The 17,999-nt window shown below is 40.0% G+C and carries 19 protein-coding genes; all 19 read right to left on the bottom strand.

Annotation, left to right across the window (positions count from 1 at the left end):
* Positions 1–38 precede the first annotated feature (38 nt).
* Positions 39–926 carry a flagellar basal body rod protein FlgG gene (gene flgG / locus ACOT8F_RS01955; RefSeq protein ID WP_421649863.1) on the bottom strand — a complete coding sequence of 296 codons (888 nt, stop codon included), beginning with the start codon at positions 924–926 and terminating at the stop codon, positions 39–41.
* An 89-nt stretch (positions 927–1,015) separates the two neighbouring features.
* Positions 1,016–1,378, bottom strand: a complete 363-nt coding sequence (locus ACOT8F_RS01950) for a TIGR02530 family flagellar biosynthesis protein (protein ID WP_421649862.1) — start codon at positions 1,376–1,378, stop codon at positions 1,016–1,018.
* 14 nt (positions 1,379–1,392) lie between these two features.
* On the bottom strand, positions 1,393–1,848 hold the full coding sequence (gene flgD / locus ACOT8F_RS01945; RefSeq protein WP_421649861.1) for a flagellar hook assembly protein FlgD: 456 nt from the start codon (positions 1,846–1,848) through the stop codon (positions 1,393–1,395).
* Between the two features lie 2 nt (positions 1,849–1,850).
* On the bottom strand, positions 1,851–3,170 hold the full coding sequence (locus ACOT8F_RS01940) for a flagellar hook-length control protein FliK (protein WP_421649860.1): 1,320 nt from the start codon (positions 3,168–3,170) through the stop codon (positions 1,851–1,853).
* 14 nt (positions 3,171–3,184) lie between these two features.
* A complete protein-coding gene (locus ACOT8F_RS01935) occupies positions 3,185–3,790 on the bottom strand; it encodes a MotE family protein (protein ID WP_421649859.1) in 606 nt (201 codons plus the stop codon).
* Between the two features lie 10 nt (positions 3,791–3,800).
* Positions 3,801–4,244, bottom strand: coding sequence for a flagellar export protein FliJ (gene fliJ, locus ACOT8F_RS01930; protein ID WP_421649858.1), 444 nt, complete (start codon positions 4,242–4,244; stop codon positions 3,801–3,803).
* Positions 4,244–5,569: a flagellar protein export ATPase FliI gene (gene fliI, locus ACOT8F_RS01925; RefSeq protein WP_421649857.1), complete on the bottom strand. Its 1,326-nt coding sequence runs from the start codon at positions 5,567–5,569 to the stop codon at positions 4,244–4,246. The genes fliJ and fliI overlap by 1 nt, the downstream gene beginning before the upstream one ends.
* Positions 5,570–5,572: 3 nt before the next feature.
* Positions 5,573–6,325, bottom strand: a complete 753-nt coding sequence (gene fliH, locus ACOT8F_RS01920) for a flagellar assembly protein FliH (RefSeq protein ID WP_421649856.1) — start codon at positions 6,323–6,325, stop codon at positions 5,573–5,575.
* The gene (gene fliG, locus ACOT8F_RS01915; RefSeq protein WP_421649855.1) at positions 6,318–7,343 is read right to left on the bottom strand and encodes a flagellar motor switch protein FliG; all 1,026 of its coding nucleotides are present in this window, start codon (positions 7,341–7,343) and stop codon (positions 6,318–6,320) included. The genes fliH and fliG overlap by 8 nt, the downstream gene beginning before the upstream one ends.
* 6 nt (positions 7,344–7,349) lie before the next feature.
* The gene (gene fliF, locus ACOT8F_RS01910) at positions 7,350–8,942 is read right to left on the bottom strand and encodes a flagellar basal-body MS-ring/collar protein FliF (protein WP_421649854.1); all 1,593 of its coding nucleotides are present in this window, start codon (positions 8,940–8,942) and stop codon (positions 7,350–7,352) included.
* A gap of 70 nt (positions 8,943–9,012) precedes the next feature.
* Positions 9,013–9,318, bottom strand: a complete 306-nt coding sequence (fliE, locus tag ACOT8F_RS01905; protein ID WP_421649853.1) for a flagellar hook-basal body complex protein FliE — start codon at positions 9,316–9,318, stop codon at positions 9,013–9,015.
* 10 nt (positions 9,319–9,328) lie between these two features.
* On the bottom strand, positions 9,329–9,775 hold the full coding sequence (flgC, locus tag ACOT8F_RS01900; protein ID WP_421649852.1) for a flagellar basal body rod protein FlgC: 447 nt from the start codon (positions 9,773–9,775) through the stop codon (positions 9,329–9,331).
* Position 9,776: 1 nt separating this feature from the next.
* On the bottom strand, positions 9,777–10,169 hold the full coding sequence (gene flgB, locus ACOT8F_RS01895) for a flagellar basal body rod protein FlgB (RefSeq protein WP_421649851.1): 393 nt from the start codon (positions 10,167–10,169) through the stop codon (positions 9,777–9,779).
* Between the two features lie 227 nt (positions 10,170–10,396).
* Positions 10,397–11,176, bottom strand: coding sequence for a GTP-sensing pleiotropic transcriptional regulator CodY (gene codY / locus ACOT8F_RS01890; RefSeq protein WP_421649850.1), 780 nt, complete (start codon positions 11,174–11,176; stop codon positions 10,397–10,399).
* Positions 11,177–11,206: 30 nt separating this feature from the next.
* Complete coding sequence (hslU, locus tag ACOT8F_RS01885) at positions 11,207–12,601, bottom strand: ATP-dependent protease ATPase subunit HslU (RefSeq protein ID WP_421649849.1); 1,395 nt, start codon at positions 12,599–12,601, stop codon at positions 11,207–11,209.
* 17 nt (positions 12,602–12,618) lie between these two features.
* The gene (gene hslV / locus ACOT8F_RS01880) at positions 12,619–13,173 is read right to left on the bottom strand and encodes an ATP-dependent protease subunit HslV (RefSeq protein ID WP_421649848.1); all 555 of its coding nucleotides are present in this window, start codon (positions 13,171–13,173) and stop codon (positions 12,619–12,621) included.
* Between the two features lie 20 nt (positions 13,174–13,193).
* Positions 13,194–14,096, bottom strand: coding sequence for a tyrosine recombinase XerC (gene xerC, locus ACOT8F_RS01875; protein ID WP_421649847.1), 903 nt, complete (start codon positions 14,094–14,096; stop codon positions 13,194–13,196).
* A 62-nt stretch (positions 14,097–14,158) separates the two neighbouring features.
* Positions 14,159–15,466: an FADH(2)-oxidizing methylenetetrahydrofolate--tRNA-(uracil(54)-C(5))-methyltransferase TrmFO gene (gene trmFO, locus ACOT8F_RS01870; RefSeq protein WP_421649846.1), complete on the bottom strand. Its 1,308-nt coding sequence runs from the start codon at positions 15,464–15,466 to the stop codon at positions 14,159–14,161.
* A 220-nt stretch (positions 15,467–15,686) separates the two neighbouring features.
* Entirely contained in the window at positions 15,687–17,762 is a 2,076-nt protein-coding gene (gene topA / locus ACOT8F_RS01865) for a type I DNA topoisomerase (RefSeq protein ID WP_421649845.1), read from the bottom strand.
* Between the last annotated feature and the right edge of the window lie 237 nt (positions 17,763–17,999).

Here is a 17,999-nt window from a genome sequence, read left to right as displayed (position 1 = left end):
AAGGGGGAGGCATCATCAGCCTGCCCCCAGCCCCCATTCTATCGTTTTAAGTTTACTAGTTCCTGAAGAATTTCATCAGAGGTTGTAATGATTTTCGTGTTGGCCTGGAAACCGCGCTGAGCAACAATCATTTCAGTGAATTCTTCTGAGAGGTCTACGTTCGACATTTCCAGGGAGCCTGATTGAATTGAACCATTTCCTGACAGTCCTGCAACATCTAATATCGGAGTACCTGAATTTGATGTGTCTTTAAAAAGATTAGCTCCTGCTTTTTCAAGGCCTCCAGCATTAGGGAATTTCGCTAATTCAATTACACCGGCATACTTTAAAGTTCCTGTATTATCCACATAACTTACTGAGCCGTCTTGGCCTATACTCATGCTTTTAGCATCTGTAGGAATTTTAATCGGGCTTTTCGTACTTCCGGATACTCCAGATAAATTTCCTCCAGTATGTGTATAAGTTAAAGGAGTAGTTGAACCGGTCGGGTTTGCATAACCCACTAGATACAGTCCTTCAGAGTTTACAAGATATCCGTCTTTATCCATGTAGAAATTCCCCGCTCTAGTATAGGCAGTATTATTAAAGCTTGCATGGGATGCATCACTTTGGGCAACTTGGAAAAACCCATCTCCCGAGATTGCAAGGTCTAAAGTTCTGCCTGTTGTTTGCAAACTTCCGCCATTTTGAATCGTATCAATTGTGGCTAATTGTGAACCTAAACCAACCTGGCGAGGGTTTGTCCCGCCTTTTGTTCCTCCCGGTGCACTTGCTCCTGAGATTGACTGGCTGTAAAGATCCTGAAAAACAACTCTTCCCTTTTTAAAACCGTAAGTGTTAACATTCGCAATATTGTTGCCGATAACGTCAAGCTTTGTTTGGAAGTTTTTCATTCCGCCTATACCAGAGTACATTGAACGAAGCATGTTATTTTTCTCCTCCTGAGTTAAGTGGCTGCTTCTGTCATTCCACAGCCTAGGCTTCCTTTTAAGGTCCAGCCTTTTAATTTAACTTATTAATCAATAATAATTGTTCCGTTTATGTTAGTGAAAATCTGTGAAGTTGCCTCTTTTCGATCTAATGCCGTAATGACGGTATCATTTTTGGCACTGATGATCAGGGCAGCTTCATTTGAAAGGATCAGTGTTTCATCCATACCTTTTTGCTTAGCTTCAAGCACTTTATCTTTAATTAGCGCCCATTTATCATCATTAAAAGTAATGTTTCTGTCTTTCAGTCTTTTTTCTGCATGTTTGCTGATTTTAAGGCTGGATTCTTTCTCAAGAATCTGCTGAAAACTTGCTGCCGGCTTGCTTGTTTTTTTTGCAGCAGTAAGGGTTAATGGATGATGCTGGAGTTGGTGTATACGATAATCCATTTGCTCACTCCTTATTATCCATTCTGAGGATTTGTCATTTTGGTTATTTGATCGCTTGTGATCGTTCTTCCGTCGGCTAATTCAAATTCTGCATTGTTTCCTTTGCGTGTTATTGATTTAACAATGCTTGATGCTTCTTTATTTTCTGAAACACCATTGTCATTTGTTTCTGAATATGTGTAATTCACATCTTTACCAAGTAAATTGTTGTATTTGAGCAGTACATCACTCGTCTCTGCAGTAACAAGCTGCTGCATTGTGCTGTTCATGTTTGTCATTTGCTCAAGGGATGAAAAAGTCGCCATTTGGGCAATGTAATCTTTATCCTGCATCGGGTTTAATGGGTCTTGATTTTGCAGCTGTACCATCAAAATTTTGAGGAAATCATCTTTCCCTAAAATATCAGTCGGCTGACGCTGTGTTTTCTGCAAATTTGAGATATATAAGTTGGGATCTAAACTGTTCACCATACCTATACTTGCACCTCCACTTCTGATAATTCTTCAATCAGCGAATCTTCAAAGGAATGGGATTCTTTTCTCTCTTGTTCTTTGTTTGGCTGTCTTCCTTGTGGCATACTGCCCCCAGAACCGTCCTTCAAAAAATCCTGCTTTTGATTTCCTGTAAATGATTGAGAAACATCAATCTTATCGATTTGCATCTGCTGGGATGTAAAGCTTTGTTTTAGCTGATGAAGATTTGATTCAATTAAGTCCTTCACTGCACTGTTCATAGCAGTAATTTTGGCTGTAAGCTTTCCATCATGCTGGCTGATTTCTACTTGAATTTGACCAAGCCGTTCAGGGTAAAGTCTGATCATAAGCCGCTGAGTCCCATTAGAATTGGTTACAACGCTTTTAGAAAGCAGCTGCTGAAATTGCTTTAAAAATTCCTGCTCATCCACTTTCCCGGCAGAAGGCTGTGTTTTCACAAATAAATGAAATTGCTCAACCTTGGTTAATGCTTGCTGAGGTACGAAATCCCGCTGTATTTGTTCATTCTGACCAATTTTCTCTGAAGATGTTGGTATAGGCAAAATGAATTTTTGAGTAATAGGCTTTGGATTCTCCTGCTGCATCTTGTTTATCTGAATAGATGGCTGCAAGTTGGTTTTTGCAAATAAATAATTCTCTTTCTTTCCTTGAGGAGAATTTCTTTCCAATAAAGTTAAAATGGCATTATTTACTTGATGACTCTGGTCCGTTTTTTGGATATTATATAATATATTTTTTAGAAGCTGGCCTATTTCTTGCAAACTATGATTTTGAGTGCCTGCATGACTGACAGCAATGCTTATAACTTGTAATATATCCTGACTTATTTTAGGTGAAGCAAGAATTTCTGTTTTTATCGGGTTTTGCATCTTTTCTGTTTTGGCAGGGTTTTGCCCCGTTTCTGTTTTGACGGGATTTTGACTCGTTAGTGAAAATAAAAATTCGGCCAATTTAGTAAAAATAGCTGGATCCAGATGATCGGTCAGCTCCTTAATCTGCTCCAAATCTTCGGACAATGCTATTTCACTGCCGCCGGTGCCTGGATTTTTCAACTTCTTGAGATTATCCATCAGTTCAGTAAGAGCTTTTCCTGAAAGGTTTTGCAGCAAAGAAAATAATTTTGCCAGATCGGCTGCCAGCTGGTCCTGACCTGAGACTGCAGCATTTCCCCTTACAAGTCCTGCACCTTGAAAAAACAGAAGAGAGTTTGCAAACTGCTTATTATTTGAAATACTCTCCTTCCAGCCTTTTGGAGGAGTTTGAATGGATGGACTTATTTGATTGTCAACGCTGATCAAATTTTCACCTCCTTTCATTTTTGGCCTGCCATCAGCTTCGTATATTTAGCTGCATCCTGGGCTGACATTTTTTCAAGAATTCCAGCAATCTGATCATCATTCAATGCTGAAAGGATTTTTACAGCTTCCTTATCACCTAGAACTGGCAGAATTTCAGCTGTTTTTTTACTTGTCATCTTTGTATAAATGGAAGACATGTCTTTTTGCTGTGATTGCTGATCTTTTTTTGCAGCATCATCAAGCTGGTGCTGCAGTTCTAGAACCTGCTGGCTCAGCTGCTGAACTTTAAACTGTTTCAGTGCAGCATCATTTTCCAGCGCTTTTATATCTTGTTTTTGCATACTGATCGTCTTTTTCTGATCAGCAATCTCTATTTGTCTGCTGTCATTGCCATGGCTTTTTGCATCAGATGTCTCTTGCTTTTGTGCACCTGTCTTTTCTGCGCCGGTCATTGCAGAAATAAAAGGGACATTGTTTGAAATCTGTTTAAACGGGCCAGTAACATCAAAGCCTGCAATCGTTAAAATAATAATCGCCAGAACTGCTGTGAAAAAAACCGGAATAACTATAACGAACAAAAACCATTGAAGCTTGCCGTCTTCCTTTTTAGTGTTATCCACATGCGTCACCTTAATTTCCTTTATACATATAGCTTTGAATAGAAAGGTCATCCATAAATCGGTTCTCTGAAGCCTTCAGGTTTTCAGAATACGTTTGATAATGCTTTTCTTTCATTTTTTCGTACTTTTTAACTTCGACATTCTTTTCCATCAGAATGTACTGTTTCTCCTGCATTTGATTTCTGGACAGCATCACAAGTTTTTGAAAATGTTCAATCGTTTTATCCAGATTGATGACAAATTGCTGGATATGTCTCATTTCATTAACAGACATTCCGCCTGAAAGCTTTGTAAGAGCCTTTTCTTCTAAGAGTTCCTTTTTTTTAAGGCATTCATAGAGTTTTTCGGCAGCTTTTTCGAATTCGTTAACAGAATGATTGTAATCAGCCAAAGATTTTTCTTTTTCGTTCTCTTTTATTTCGAGTACTTTTTGAAATCGGTATGCGTAGCTCATTATATCTGACTTTCACCTTTTTCAATTAGATTTCTAAGGGCTGCATAACTCTTCTCCATTGAAGGCTTCTCATCGACCTGCTGTTTCAGATACTGGATGATTTTCGGATAGTAATCGATTGCTTCATCAATTTCTTTTGAAGCACCACGTTTATAAGCCCCTATATTGATCAGATCTTCTGAATTTAAATAGGTTGAGAGATAATTCCTGAGCTGTGCAGCATGATCCCGCTGTTCTTTCGAGACAATCTGGTTCATAACCCGGCTAATGCTCTTCAGTACATTAATGGCAGGAAACTGCCCCTTATTTGCCAAAGCCCGATCAAGAACGATATGTCCATCGAGAATCCCTCTTACTGTGTCAGCAATCGGCTCATTCATATCATCACCGTCAACAAGAACGGTATAAAAGGCGGTGATTGTTCCGTTCTCATTGGTTCCGGTCCGCTCAAGAAGCTTCGGAAGGATAGCGAAAACAGATGGTGTATATCCTTTTGTAGTAGGCGGCTCACCTATTGCAAGCCCTACCTCCCGCTGAGCCATTGCCACCCGCGTTACAGAATCCATCATAAACATGACATTGATCCCTTTATCGCGAAAATATTCAGCAATTGCAGTTGCCGTATAGGCTGCTTTGATTCTCATAAGTGCTGGCTGATCAGAGGTCGCTGCTACTACAACCGATCTTTTTAAACCATCTGGTCCCAGATCTTTTTCAATAAATTCTCTAACTTCCCGTCCTCTTTCACCCACTAGTGCAATGACGTTGAGATCTGCTTTCGTATTTCTTGCAATCATCCCCATCAGAGTGCTTTTACCGACACCGCTTCCTGCGAAAATCCCAACCCTTTGGCCTTTTCCGACTGTCAGCAGGCTGTCAATCACTCTGACCCCGACTTCCATCGGCTCATGAATTGGAGGCCTTTTTAATGGATTTGGCGGTGACTGATCAGAAGGTACATAGGTAAGTCCCTTTGGCAAGCTTGACTCATCAAGCGGATTCCCAAGAGCATCAAGTACTTTCCCTGCCATTCCTGCACCTGCTTTAACACGAAGCGGCTCAGATGTAGCTTCTACAATGCTTCCCGGCGCAATTTCAGAAAGATGTGAAAATGGCATTAAAAGAACGTTCTCATCTCTAAAACCAACCACTTCTGCCGGTATTCTTGTTTGCTTTGAGACGCCTGTCAGAATATAGCACAAATCACCGATCGAGCTTTCAGGTCCTCTTGATTCAATCATCAGGCCGACAACTTTTTTGACTTTACCGAACCGCTTATATGGATCGAGACGTTCAACCTGGTTTAAAAGATCAGCAGCATTCATGACTTATTCATCCTCTCCAAGCATTTCTATCAGCTGTTTTTTAAGCTGTTGAAGCTGTGTATCAATACTTGCATCAATTCTGCCAAAGGAGGTTTCAACAAAGCAGCCGCCTGATATCAATTCTTCATCAGCATAAATATATAAATCACTGTTAGAGGTGAGAAGCTGCTTCAATTCGTCTTTTTGTTGAAGAAGCATACTTAATTGTTCAGGATGAACAAAAAGTTTTATTTCTTTGTATTCTTTTACTTCTTTAATTAACTGTTTAACAAGTACTGTGAAGCTCTCTTTGTTTGAAGCCAATTCTTGTGAAATAATCTTCTCGGCAAGCTTGACTGCAAGATCGACGATCAAACCTTGTGAAGAATCTATTTTTTCAAGATAGTCAAGTTTCGAAAGAGCAGTTGTCTGCCTTGCCTCTTCAAGTTGTGAATGATATTGAAGAAGTCCTTCACGCCTGCCTTGCTCCATACCTTCAGCATAGCCTTCTTGAAATGCCTGTTCTGATAAAGCCTGCATTTCATTTAACCAGTTTTCCTGATCTTGAGCGACGGCATCAGCAAATGCAGCCTGCTGATTTTTCGCTTCTTGTAAGATGGATTCCGCTTCAGTTCTTGCCTTCTCTATTAAACTTGCTGCATAAAATTTAGATTCTTCATCTTCAGGGGGCTCAGGAGTTTTCACCGGAAAGACTTCAATCGGCTTTTTTTCTCCCATTTCTAATGCTGTATTTCTGGACTTGATAATATTAGACAATAATATCATCTCCTCCGCCGCGGGCTATGACGATTTCACCTGCTTCTTCCAGTCTTCGTATTACTGCTACAATACGGGATTGAGATTCTTCAACATCCCTGAGTCTCACAGGTCCCATATATTCCATTTCCTCTTTAAACGTTTCTACCATACGCTGGGACATATTTTTGAAAACGATTTGTTTCACTTCTTCGCTAGCAACCTTGAGAGAATACATCAGGTCATCATTTTCTACTTCTCTGATTACGCGCTGAATAGCACGGTTATCAAGTGTCACAATGTCTTCAAAGACAAACATGCGCTTTTTAATTTCTTCTGCTAATTCAGGATCCTGAATTTCAAGAGCATCCAGAATTGTTTTTTCCGTACTCCGGTCTACACCATTAAGCACTTCAACGACTGCTTCAATCCCGCCTGTCTGGGTATAATCCTGCGTAAGGGTAGATGTGAGCTTCCGTTCCAGAATTTGTTCCACTTCATTGATAATTTCAGGTGAAGTCCGATCCATCATGGCAATCCTTCTGGCTATATCAGCTTGTACTTCCTGAGGAAGCTCTGAAAGAATTTGCCCTGCCTGTACAGCATCCAAGTAAGAAAGAATCAATGCAATTGTTTGAGGATGCTCATTTTGAATAAAATTAAGAATTTGAGAAGGATCCGCTTTTCTCGCAAAATCAAACGGCCTAACTTGCAATGTTGACGTCAGCCTGTTAATAATATTAGCGGCTCTTTCTTCTCCTAGAGCTTTTTCCAAAACTTGCTTGGCGTAAGATATGCCTCCCTGTGAAATGTAATCCTGGGCAATCGCTATATCATGAAATTCTTCAATAATTTCCTCTTTTTTTACAGAATCTACTGATCTGACACCTGAAATTTCCAATGTCAGCCTCTCAATTTCTTCCTCTGAGAGGTGTTTATATACAGAAGCTGAAACGTCCGGGCCCATCGAGATTAATAGAATGGCGGCTTTTTGTTTCCCCGTCAATTTTGTGCTTGTATCTTTTTTCGCCAATACCATTTCCTCCTAATCTTCCGACAGCCAAGTCCGAAGCAATTTGGCAAAATCCTCCGGCTTTTCTTTTGCCATTTTTTCCAGCTGCTTTCTTCTCAAAGTCCCTTCTGTCTCAGTATCTTTATCAAGATCCGGAACAGTCAGCGGAATTTCCTGAACAATCTCTTCTTCGTAATACTCGCTGTTATCTTTATTTCTTCTGCGAAGGAGAAGGATTAATAGAAGAATGATGATAACGACCAGCACTCCGCCTGCAATATAAACCCATAATGGGACACCCTGTGTCTGGGTTGTATTGAGTACTGTTTTGCCAGAGAACGGCTGCACTGAAACGACAATTTTATTTGCAAGATCTGTATTTGTCAGCGGCTGTGCGATCTCTTTTTTATCGATAGATGTTCTTACAATAGTAGAAAGAATTTGTTTTATATCATTTACCCTTCCTTGCGGCAGGGACGAAGCCGAATTTGCATTAGGCGGTTCTACCATAACCTGAATTCCCAAATCTCTTATTTTATAAGGACTTTCAACAATCTGCTTTTTGATTCGGTTAACTTCATAGTTTAATCTTTCCTCAGTCTTATCGTAATTTCCGTCCCCTGAAGCGGAAGAAGACTGATAACCTGGAACATCGCTAGCGCCAGAGCCGTTAACACCGCCTGCTTTTGCGCCTTTTCCGGTGTAGGTTTCATTGATTCGTTCAGCGCTGACAGTAATGCCGGCCATATTCTTCTTATCAACCGGTTCAACCAGATTTTCTTCTCTCTTTTCCTGAGTGAAATCCAGATCAGCCGTTACGGACACAACCACTTTATCCTGTCCCATCATTGTACCGAGCATGCGCTGAACCTGCATTTGAAGATCGCGTTCAATTTTTGTTTTAACATCCTGCTGTGTCGAAAAATCTGATACAAGCGGAGAAGATCCTCCATTTTTATAATCATAATACTGAAAATTCTGATCCATAATGACGATATTATCAGTAGATAAGTTTGGTACACTTTTTGAAACCAAGTGATATAATCCATTCACTTTATTTTGATCAAGCTGATATCCAGGTTTCATTTGCACAACAATCGAAGCGGAACCAGGCTCTGCCTGTTCCCCTACAAAAACGGTATCTTGCGGGATGTTAATCATCACTTTGGCATCCTGTACTCCATCGATACCCTTAATTAAATTAGTCAATTCTGTTTGGGTTGCTTTCAGCTTCAAAACATTAAATTCCTGGTCTGTCATACCAAATCCGGCGTTTTTGCTGAAATAGGAATAATCAATGGACCCTGTATTAGGTATCCCTTGTGCAGCGAGATCTACTTTAAGAGAGTCAGCCATTTCCTGCGGAACATCAATCGTTGTGCCATTGTCTGACAGAGCTGACTTCACTCCCCTCGCATCAAGCGTTTGCTTAATTTGGCCTGCTTCTGCAGGAGAAAGGTTATTGTACAGCGGAACCATATTTGGTGTATTCAGAAAGATTGCCAGCACAGTCACAAGTATAATAAAAAGGAGAGGACCGAATATCAGCAGCCCTTTTTGGCCTTTAGACCTGCTTCTCCAAAACTGAATGGCCCTGTCTCTTACTTCAATAAGTCTTTGTTTCATTCTTTCTTATCCCCCGGTCTAAATAACGATGCGCTCAAGTATGGCTTAAAATGTGCAGCATAGCACTGCATTACATTTGCATGCGCATAATTTCTTGATAAGCTTCAACAGCTTTGTTTCTCAGTTCTACTGCAGACATAAGAGAAACATTTGCTTTTTCTGCCGTTATCATAACATCCTGAAGTTCCACATTTTTTCCTTGAGCAAGGGCTTCCGTCATATTGCCGGATTGAATTTGAGCGTCATTTACATCCATTATTGCCTCTTTAAGCATTTCTCCAAATCCTGATTTGCCTTGCTGCTGAACAGCTCCGGAACTTTGTCCCTGTAGAGCAGCCGGTGTTTGTATTTGAAAAGGCGATATTCCGTTAATCAATTGCCTCACCTTACTTTCCGATTTCTAGAGCTTTCATGAGCATTCCTTTGGAAGCATTAAATACTGTTACATTGGCTTCATATGATCTTGTACTGCTGATAAGATCCACCATCTCTTTTAGCGGATCAACATTTGGCATTGCAGCATAGCCTTGCTGATTAGCATCTGGATTTTCAGGATCATATACCATTTTAAATGGCGTTTGATCTTCTACAATACCAGTTGCTTTAACGCCGCCCATTCCTTCTCCATTGTTCATCGCTTTATCAAGAAAAGAGGAAAAATTCCCATCCAAAGGCTGTGTTTCAACCATTTTCCTTCGATAAGGCTGCCACTTCCCATTGACATATTCCGCTCTTGTCGTATCTGCATTAGCCATATTGGAAGAAACGACATCCATTCGCAAACGCTGTGTGGTCAAAGCTGAAGCAGTTGTATCCAATCCGCCGAAGATCATCTTATTTCCCTCCTCTGATGACAGTTTTCAGTGATTGAAACTGTCCATTCAGCCGATCGATTAATGCATTATAGTAAATTTGATTTTTAGCCATTTCAGACATCTCTGAATCAATATCAACATTGTTTCCATTTTGCTGATAAGAAGAGTTTGTATTAGAAAAAACAAAAGGCTCTCCAGTTCCTCCGGTAAACTCAAAATGCTTTGAATCCGTTCTGTTTGCTTGCAGTTTATCTACTTCACTTGATAGTGCTTCCCTGAAATTCACTTCCTGTGCTTTGAAGTTCGGGGTATCCACATTGGCAATATTGTTAGAAATCACTTTTTGTTTTAAAGAGGAATAATCAACCGCTTTTTCCAGAGATTGCATTGTGCTGTTTGCAAAAATGTTCATCCTTGACCCCCACTAAAGTTCTATGCAAAACGAATCTTATTAGTGTCGAATTATGTTAAATCTCATCTATAATTGTAAAAAATAATAGGCTCAAAGTCTATGAAGTAAGTGTAAAAAAAAGTCGTATTATTTATCTATTTTTTATCCGTGACATATTACCTATTATAAAATTCACCCATAATTTTATAAATAATAAAAAAAGCACTTCCAAAGGAAGTGCTTTTTTGTTAGTTTGATTTTAATTTATCAAGTTCTACTAAGAATTTATTGTTTAATACCTTGATATATGTGCCTTTCATACCAAGAGATCTTGATTCAATGACTCCGGCACTCTCAAGCTTACGAAGAGCATTAACGATAACAGACCGGGTAATTCCTACCCTGTCAGCAATTTTACTTGCAACAAGCAGGCCTTCGTTCCCGTTTAATTCTTCGAAAATATGCTCAATGGCTTCAAGTTCACTATATGAAAGCGAGCTGATTGCCATCTGCACTACCGCTTTGCTTCTTGCTTCAACTTCAATTTCTTCTGCTTTTTCTCGCAGTATTTCCATTCCGACAACTGTTGCACCGTATTCAGCAAGGATTAGATCATCATCTTCAAACTGTTCTTCCAAACGGCCAAGAATCAATGTGCCAAGACGTTCTCCTCCTCCAATAATCGGTACAATGGTTGTAAGGCTGTTTGTGAACAACTCGCGGTTTTCTACCGGGAAAGCTGTATATTCACTTTCTACATCCAAGTTGGATGACGTTTCAAGAATGTTAAACAAGTTCTGAGTATACTCTTCAGGGAATTGTCTGTCTTCCAGCATTTTTTTCATCCGCTCATTTTCAATTTGCTGGTTGATCGCAAACCCAAGCAATTTTCCTCTTCTTGAGACGACAAAGATATTTGCTTCAATAACATCCCTCAGCGTTTCAGCCATCTCTTTAAAGTTAACCGGTTTTCCTGCTGCTTTTTGAAGCATTGCATTAATTTTTCGTGTTTTTTCTAATAAAGCCATTGTGTGTTTCCTCCTATAACTAATCAGTTCTTATAGTATAAATTGACTTAAGTCCTTGTTGGTAGCAATTTTGCCAAGTTTATCATCAACATATTGCGGTGTAATGGTTATTTTATCCATCGTAATGTCAGGTGCCTCGAATGATAAATCTTCTAATAGACGTTCAAGAATAGTATGTAATCTTCTGGCTCCAATGTTATCTGTATCCTGGTTCACCTGAAAAGCTACCTCTGCTATCCTGCGAATAGCATCGTCAGAAAATTCGAGATTTATACCTTCTGTTTCAAGGAGGGCCTGATATTGTTTTAAAAGCGCATTATCGGGTTCAACTAAAATCCTGACAAAATCCTCAGTGCTTAGTTTTGTAAGCTCAACGCGAATCGGAAATCTTCCCTGCAATTCCGGAATTAAATCAGACGGTTTTGCCATATGAAATGCACCAGCTGCGATAAATAGCACATGGTCTGTTCTGACACTGCCGTACTTTGTAACAACAGTGGAACCTTCTACGATCGGGAGGATATCTCTTTGTACTCCTTCTCTTGAAACATCGGCGCTGCCGCCGCTATTCTTTTTAGCCACTTTGTCTATTTCGTCTACAAAGATAATGCCGGTCTGCTCAGCGCGGAAAACAGCCTCCTGCGTTACATCTTCCATATCAATCAGCTTTTGGGCTTCTTCATTTGTTAGCACTTTTCTTGCTTCTCTTACAGTAAGCTTTCGTTTTTTCTTCTTTTTAGGCATTAATCCGCCTAGCGCATCCTGCATGTTCATGCCCATCTGTTCCATACCCGAGCCTTGTAGCATATCAAACATGGATGGCTGCTGCTCTTCCACTTCCACTGTTACGTAATGATCTTCCAGTTCTCCAAGTGCAAGCTTTTGAGCAATGCGTTTTCGGTCTTCCTCTATAGATGGTTCTTCTTCTTTAGGTTCATCCTGTTCCTGATTTTGGGCTCCGCCAAAAAGCATTTCAAGAGGATTTTTATAGCTTTGAGTCTTCTTTCTGCCTGGTACAAGCAATTCAACAAGGCGTCTGTTGGCATTTTCCTCTGCAGTGCCTTTTACCTCATTCATTTTTTCCTCTTTCACCAGTCTTACAGAGGTTTCTGCTAAATCACGCACCATTGATTCTACATCACGGCCTACATAGCCCATTTCAGTGAACTTTGTTGCTTCCACTTTTACGAAAGGAGCGCCTGCAAGTTTAGCCATTCTTCTGGCGATTTCCGTTTTACCGACACCTGTAGGGCCAATCATTAAAATATTTTTGGGTACAACTTCATCTTTTAATGATCCCTCAAGAAGCGTTCTGCGATAACGGTTTCTTAAAGCAACTGCAACAGCCTTTTTGGCATCAGTCTGACCTACTATATATTGATCAAGCCGCTCAACTATTTGGCGCGGAGTTAATTGAGTATTCATATGGCACCTTCCTTTCTTTACAGCTCTTCAACAATAATATTTGAATTGGTATATACACAGATCTCTCCAGCTATCTCCAGAGCTGCTCTGGCAATTTCCTTAGCGGAAAGCTGCTCACCGCTGTATTTTTTAAGGGCTCTGCCGGCTGACAAGGCATAATTGCCTCCGGAACCAATAGCAAGAATCCCATCATCCGGCTCAATAACTTCTCCTGTACCGGAAACGAGCAGCAAATGCTCTTTATTCATCACAATCAGCATGGCTTCAAGCCTTCTCAGCACTTTGTCACTGCGCCATTCCTTAGCAAGTTCAACTGCTGCACGCTGAAGGTTGCCATTGTATTCCTCAAGCCTTCCTTCAAACATTTCAAAAAGAGTAAATGCATCAGCTACCGAACCAGCAAAGCCAGCTACAACCTTGCCATTGAAAATTTTTCTTACTTTTTTAGCTGTATGCTTCATAACAACAGCATTTCCGAAAGTTACCTGGCCGTCTCCAGCCATCGCAAAGCCATCTTTATGCTGGATGGCAAATATCGTAGTAGCATGAAATTGAGCTTGTGTCTCGGACATATATTTTCTCTCCTTCTAATTTATGCTCGAGGATGGTGGGACATATAGGTTTTTCTAAGCTGCTCCTTTGACACGTGTGTATAAACCTGCGTCGAGGATAGGTGTTCATGTCCCAGCAGCTCCTGTACACTTCTCAGATCAGCACCTTCGTTCAGAAGATGTGTAGCAAATGTATGGCGAAACATGTGAGGATGAAGCTTTAGGGTAAGAGACGACTGTTTGATTAGCTCATTTAAGATATGTCTAATGCCTCTTGCTGTAAGAGGGCCTCCCCTATGGTTTACAAAAACAGCACCATGTTCAAGGGATGAACGCTCCATTAATCTTTTTCTTCCATCACCTAAATATACTTCCAAAGCATCCTGTGCATAACTGCCAAAAGGAACATAACGCTGCTTTGAGCCTTTGCCTGTTAAAAGTAGCGTGCCCATATACAGATCAACATCAGAAAGCTTCAGACCGCAGCATTCACTTACCCTCATGCCTGTTGCATAAAGCATTTCAAGAAGCGCCTGATTTCTTTGGCCCAAAGGCGTTTCCACATTTGCCTGCTCAAAAAGGGTACTGATATCCTCCGGAAATAAAAACTTAGGAATTCGATATTCCTTTTTTGGAAGCGAAACAAGTGCAAAAGGATTTTCGTTTAAAAGTTTTTCCCTGTTAAGGAATTTGTAGAAACTTCTTATAGAAGAAATTTTCCTTGAAATTGTTTTTCTGGCAAAATGTTTTTTATGTAATTTCGTTAAGTACAATCGAGTATCCTGATACGTTACATTCTCAAACCCCTGTATTCCTTCTTCCATTAAAAAAGCTGCTAAATCCTCAATGTCAGCAACATAATTCACAATAGTATATTGTGAGTAATTTTTTTCAATTTGTAAATAATCTACGAACAAATTTAAATAATTCTTAACATTTTCCATTTCAACACCTCACAAGGGCTACTAAATGGTATCACACCTTCAGCAGCCCTTGCAAATTATTTCTATAGTTTTTTCGAAATTTTTTGAATTGTTTCCAACGCTCTATTAGCGTATGCTTCATAACGTTCCTTTTTGCTTTTAATCCGTTCTGGAAGCTCTGCAAAGATACCGAAATTGGCATTCATAGGCTGGAAGTTATCTGGATTGGCTGATGTGATATATCGCGCCATGCTTCCCATCGCTGTTTCTGCTGGAAGAGTTACCAGTTCCTTGCCAAGCAAGTAATGTGCTGCGTTGATCCCTGCAAGCAGACCGGAAGCAGCTGATTCAACATATCCTTCAACACCAGTCATTTGTCCAGCGAAAAATAGATCCTTGCGTTCTTTGTATTGATAAGTTGGAAAAAGGAGCCTTGGTGAGTTTACAAATGTATTCCGGTGCATAACCCCGTACCGGACGATTTCAGCATTTTCAAGTCCAGGGATCAATTTAATCACTTCTTTTTGAGCTCCCCATTTTAAATGAGTTTGAAAACCTACAATATTATAAAGCGTTCCTGCGGCATCATCTTGTCTTAATTGAACAACTGCAAAAGGACGTTTCCCTGTTTTAGGATCTTCAAGTCCAACTGGCTTCATTGGTCCAAACAGCATCGTTTTTCTGCCGCGCTGTCCCATAACCTCAATTGGCATGCAGCCTTCAAAATAAACTTCTTTTTCAAATTCCTTAAGAGGAACTGTTTCAGCAGTTATAAGGGCATCGTAGAACATGTTGAATTCCTCTTCTGTCATAGGACAATTTAAGTAAGCGGCTTCTCCTTTGTCATATCTCGATTTCAAATAAACCTTGTTCATATCAATACTTTCTTTTTCGAGTATAGGTGCAGCTGCATCATAAAAATAGAGGTAATCCTCACCCGTTAAAGCCTGCAGTTTTTCTGACAGGGCTTTGGAAGTAAGAGGTCCCGTCGCAATGATCGTCGGTCCTTCCGGAAAATCAGAAACTTCTTCATTAAATACCGTAACATTCGGATGATTTTTCACTCTGTCCGTCACTTTAGCTGCAAATTCGTGCCTGTCTACTGCAAGTGCTCCACCTGCTGGAACGGAGCAATCATCTGCAGAGCGGATAATGACAGAATCAAGAGTTCTCATTTCTTCCTTTAATACACCTACCGCATTCGTAAGCCCGTTTGCCCTCAATGAATTCGAACATACGAGTTCAGCAAACTTATCCGTATGGTGTGCAGGTGTTTGCTTAACAGGCCTCATCTCATAAAGGTTTACTTTAATATTTCTTTTCGAAAGCTGCCAAGCTGCTTCGCTCCCTGCAAGGCCTGCACCCACTACGTTCACTGTTAGTTCTGTCATTTGCATTTCCTCCCGTTTTACTTTTGGCTTAATAAATTGGAATTTTTAAAGTTGATCTTCAATTTTAACGGTTTTTAATACGCTGATCATTTGTCTTCGCTCCATTTATTCTTAACCGCTTTTAATAGATCCCTTTTTTGAAGCTTTAGTAAGATAAATAAGAACAACGATTAAGAATAGAGCCTCAATAAAAAAGGGTGAGCAAATTCGCCCACCGTTATTACTTTTGCTGTTCTTCCTTGTATTCACAATTGACACATTGGATCTGATTGCCCTTTTTCAGCTTTTTCTCTACTAGCATAGAGTCACAGCGAGGGCAGCTCCTTGCAATCGGTTTATCCCAAGACAGAAAATCACATTCCGGAAAACGGTCACAGCCATAAAAAACGCGTCGTTTTTTCGTTTTTCTTTCAACAACGTTGCCCTCATGGCATTTCGGGCATTTGACGCCGATTTCCTTCGTAATTGGCTTCGTATTGCGGCAATCTGGAAAATTGGAACAAGCCATAAATTTTCCGAAGCGCCCCATTTTGATGACCATGGGATTTCCGCATTCTTCACAGTCAACCCCCGCAGGCTCATCTTTGATTTCGATTTCTTGCATTTCTTCCTCTGCTTTTGAAAGGCGGACTGCAAAGTCTTTATAAAAATCATCAATGATATTTACCCATTGGATTTTCCCGTCTTCCACTTCATCAAGGCTGTTTTCCATTTTTGCTGTAAATTCAACATCGATAATTTCAGGGAAAAACTCAACGATCAATTCAAGAACAATTTCACCAAGCTCGGTCGGAATGAAACGTTTATTATCAAGAGCGACATAGCCTCTTTTTTGAATGGTATCAAGAGTTGGAGCATAAGTAGACGGTCTGCCTATTCCAAGTTCTTCAAGCGTCTTAACAAGTCTTGCCTCAGTGTATCGCGGAGGCGGCTGTGTAAAGTGCTGGGCAGGCTCGATATCTTTTGAGAAAACTTCATCGCCTTCCTGTAAATCAGGAAGCATTTTATCTTTTTCTTCCTTTTGATCATCCGTTCCTTCGACGTAAACTTTCATAAATCCTGAAAACTTTACTTTAGAACCAGTTGCTCTGAACGTAACCCCGCTGTTATCGAGATCAACACTCATTGTATCAAGAATGGCAGGAGCCATTTGGCTAGCAACAAAACGTTCCCAAATTAATTTATATAATCTGAGCTGGTCTCTGCTCAAATGTTCTTTCATTGAAGCTGGTTCACGAAGAGTTGATGTTGGGCGAATCGCTTCATGGGCATCCTGGGTATTTGTATTTTTCTTTACGGTTTTCTTTGTCGGAGACACGAATTCTTTACCGTATTTTTCTTCGATCCAAGAGGACGCTTCACTTTGAGCTGTTTCTGAAATTCTGGTTGAATCTGTTCTCATATAAGTGATTAAACCAACCGTTCCATCTTTGGCTAAATCAATTCCTTCATATAATTGCTGAGCGATCATCATCGTTTTCTTCGCTCTGAAGTTCAATTTTCTAGCTGCTTCCTGCTGAAGAGTGGAAGTTGTGAAAGGAAGGGCAGCATTGCGCTTTCTTTCTTTTTTTGTTACTGATGTCACATGAAAGGAATTGCCGCTGATTTGTTTTTGAATGCCTTTAACGTCTTCTTCTGTTTTCAATTCCATCTTCTTGCCGTTCAAGCCGTAAAAAGCGCCTTCAAATTGATCTTTTCCTTTTAAAAACTGGCCTTCAATTGTCCAATATTCTTCAGGAACAAATTCTTTAATTTCTTTTTCCCTGTCAATAATCAGTCTGACTGCCACAGATTGAACACGGCCTGCACTTAAGCCCTTTTTTACCTTTTTCCAAAGAATCGGGCTGATTTTGTATCCGACTAGGCGATCGAGAATACGCCTTGCCTGCTGTGCATCAACTAAATCCATATTTATTGTTCTCGGATGCTTGAATGATTCCTTGATGGCATCCTTCGTAATTTCATTAAAAACAACTCTGCAATCTGAGGTTACATCAAGTTCCAGGCTATGAGCCAAATGCCAGGCTATTGCTTCCCCTTCGCGATCCGGGTCAGCTGCGAGAAATACTTTTTTGGCTTTTTTTGCAGCTGATTTCAATTCTTTCATTACCGAGCCTTTGCCTCTGATGGTAATGTATTTCGGTTCAAAATTTCTTTCAACATCTACGCCTATTTGGCTTTTAGGAAGATCACGCACATGGCCCATTGATGCTTTTACTTTATATTTTTTTCCAAGGTACCGTTCAATGGTTTTTGCCTTAGCTGGTGATTCCACTATGACTAAGTAGTCTGACATTTATAATGTCCCCCTTAAGAGGTGATCTCTCTCTTTTCTATCTGTTTATCATTAAATGAGGATCTATTCATTAAATTTTTATTTCCCTTATAAAAGATGATCTCAGAATAAAACTTTTTGAAAAAGCCTGATAAAAAGAACATCGGTTATATATATATATAAAACCTGAAATAAGTCAGGCCTCATAAATGTAAGCATTTTATTTTTCAGTTGTTAAATCTCCACTATTATTAAATA

This window comes from Chryseobacillus diguaensis (assembly GCF_049220665.1).
Lineage (GTDB): Bacteria > Bacillota > Bacilli > Bacillales > Bacillaceae > Metabacillus_B.
This window is presented reverse-complemented; position numbering and strand designations above follow the sequence as displayed.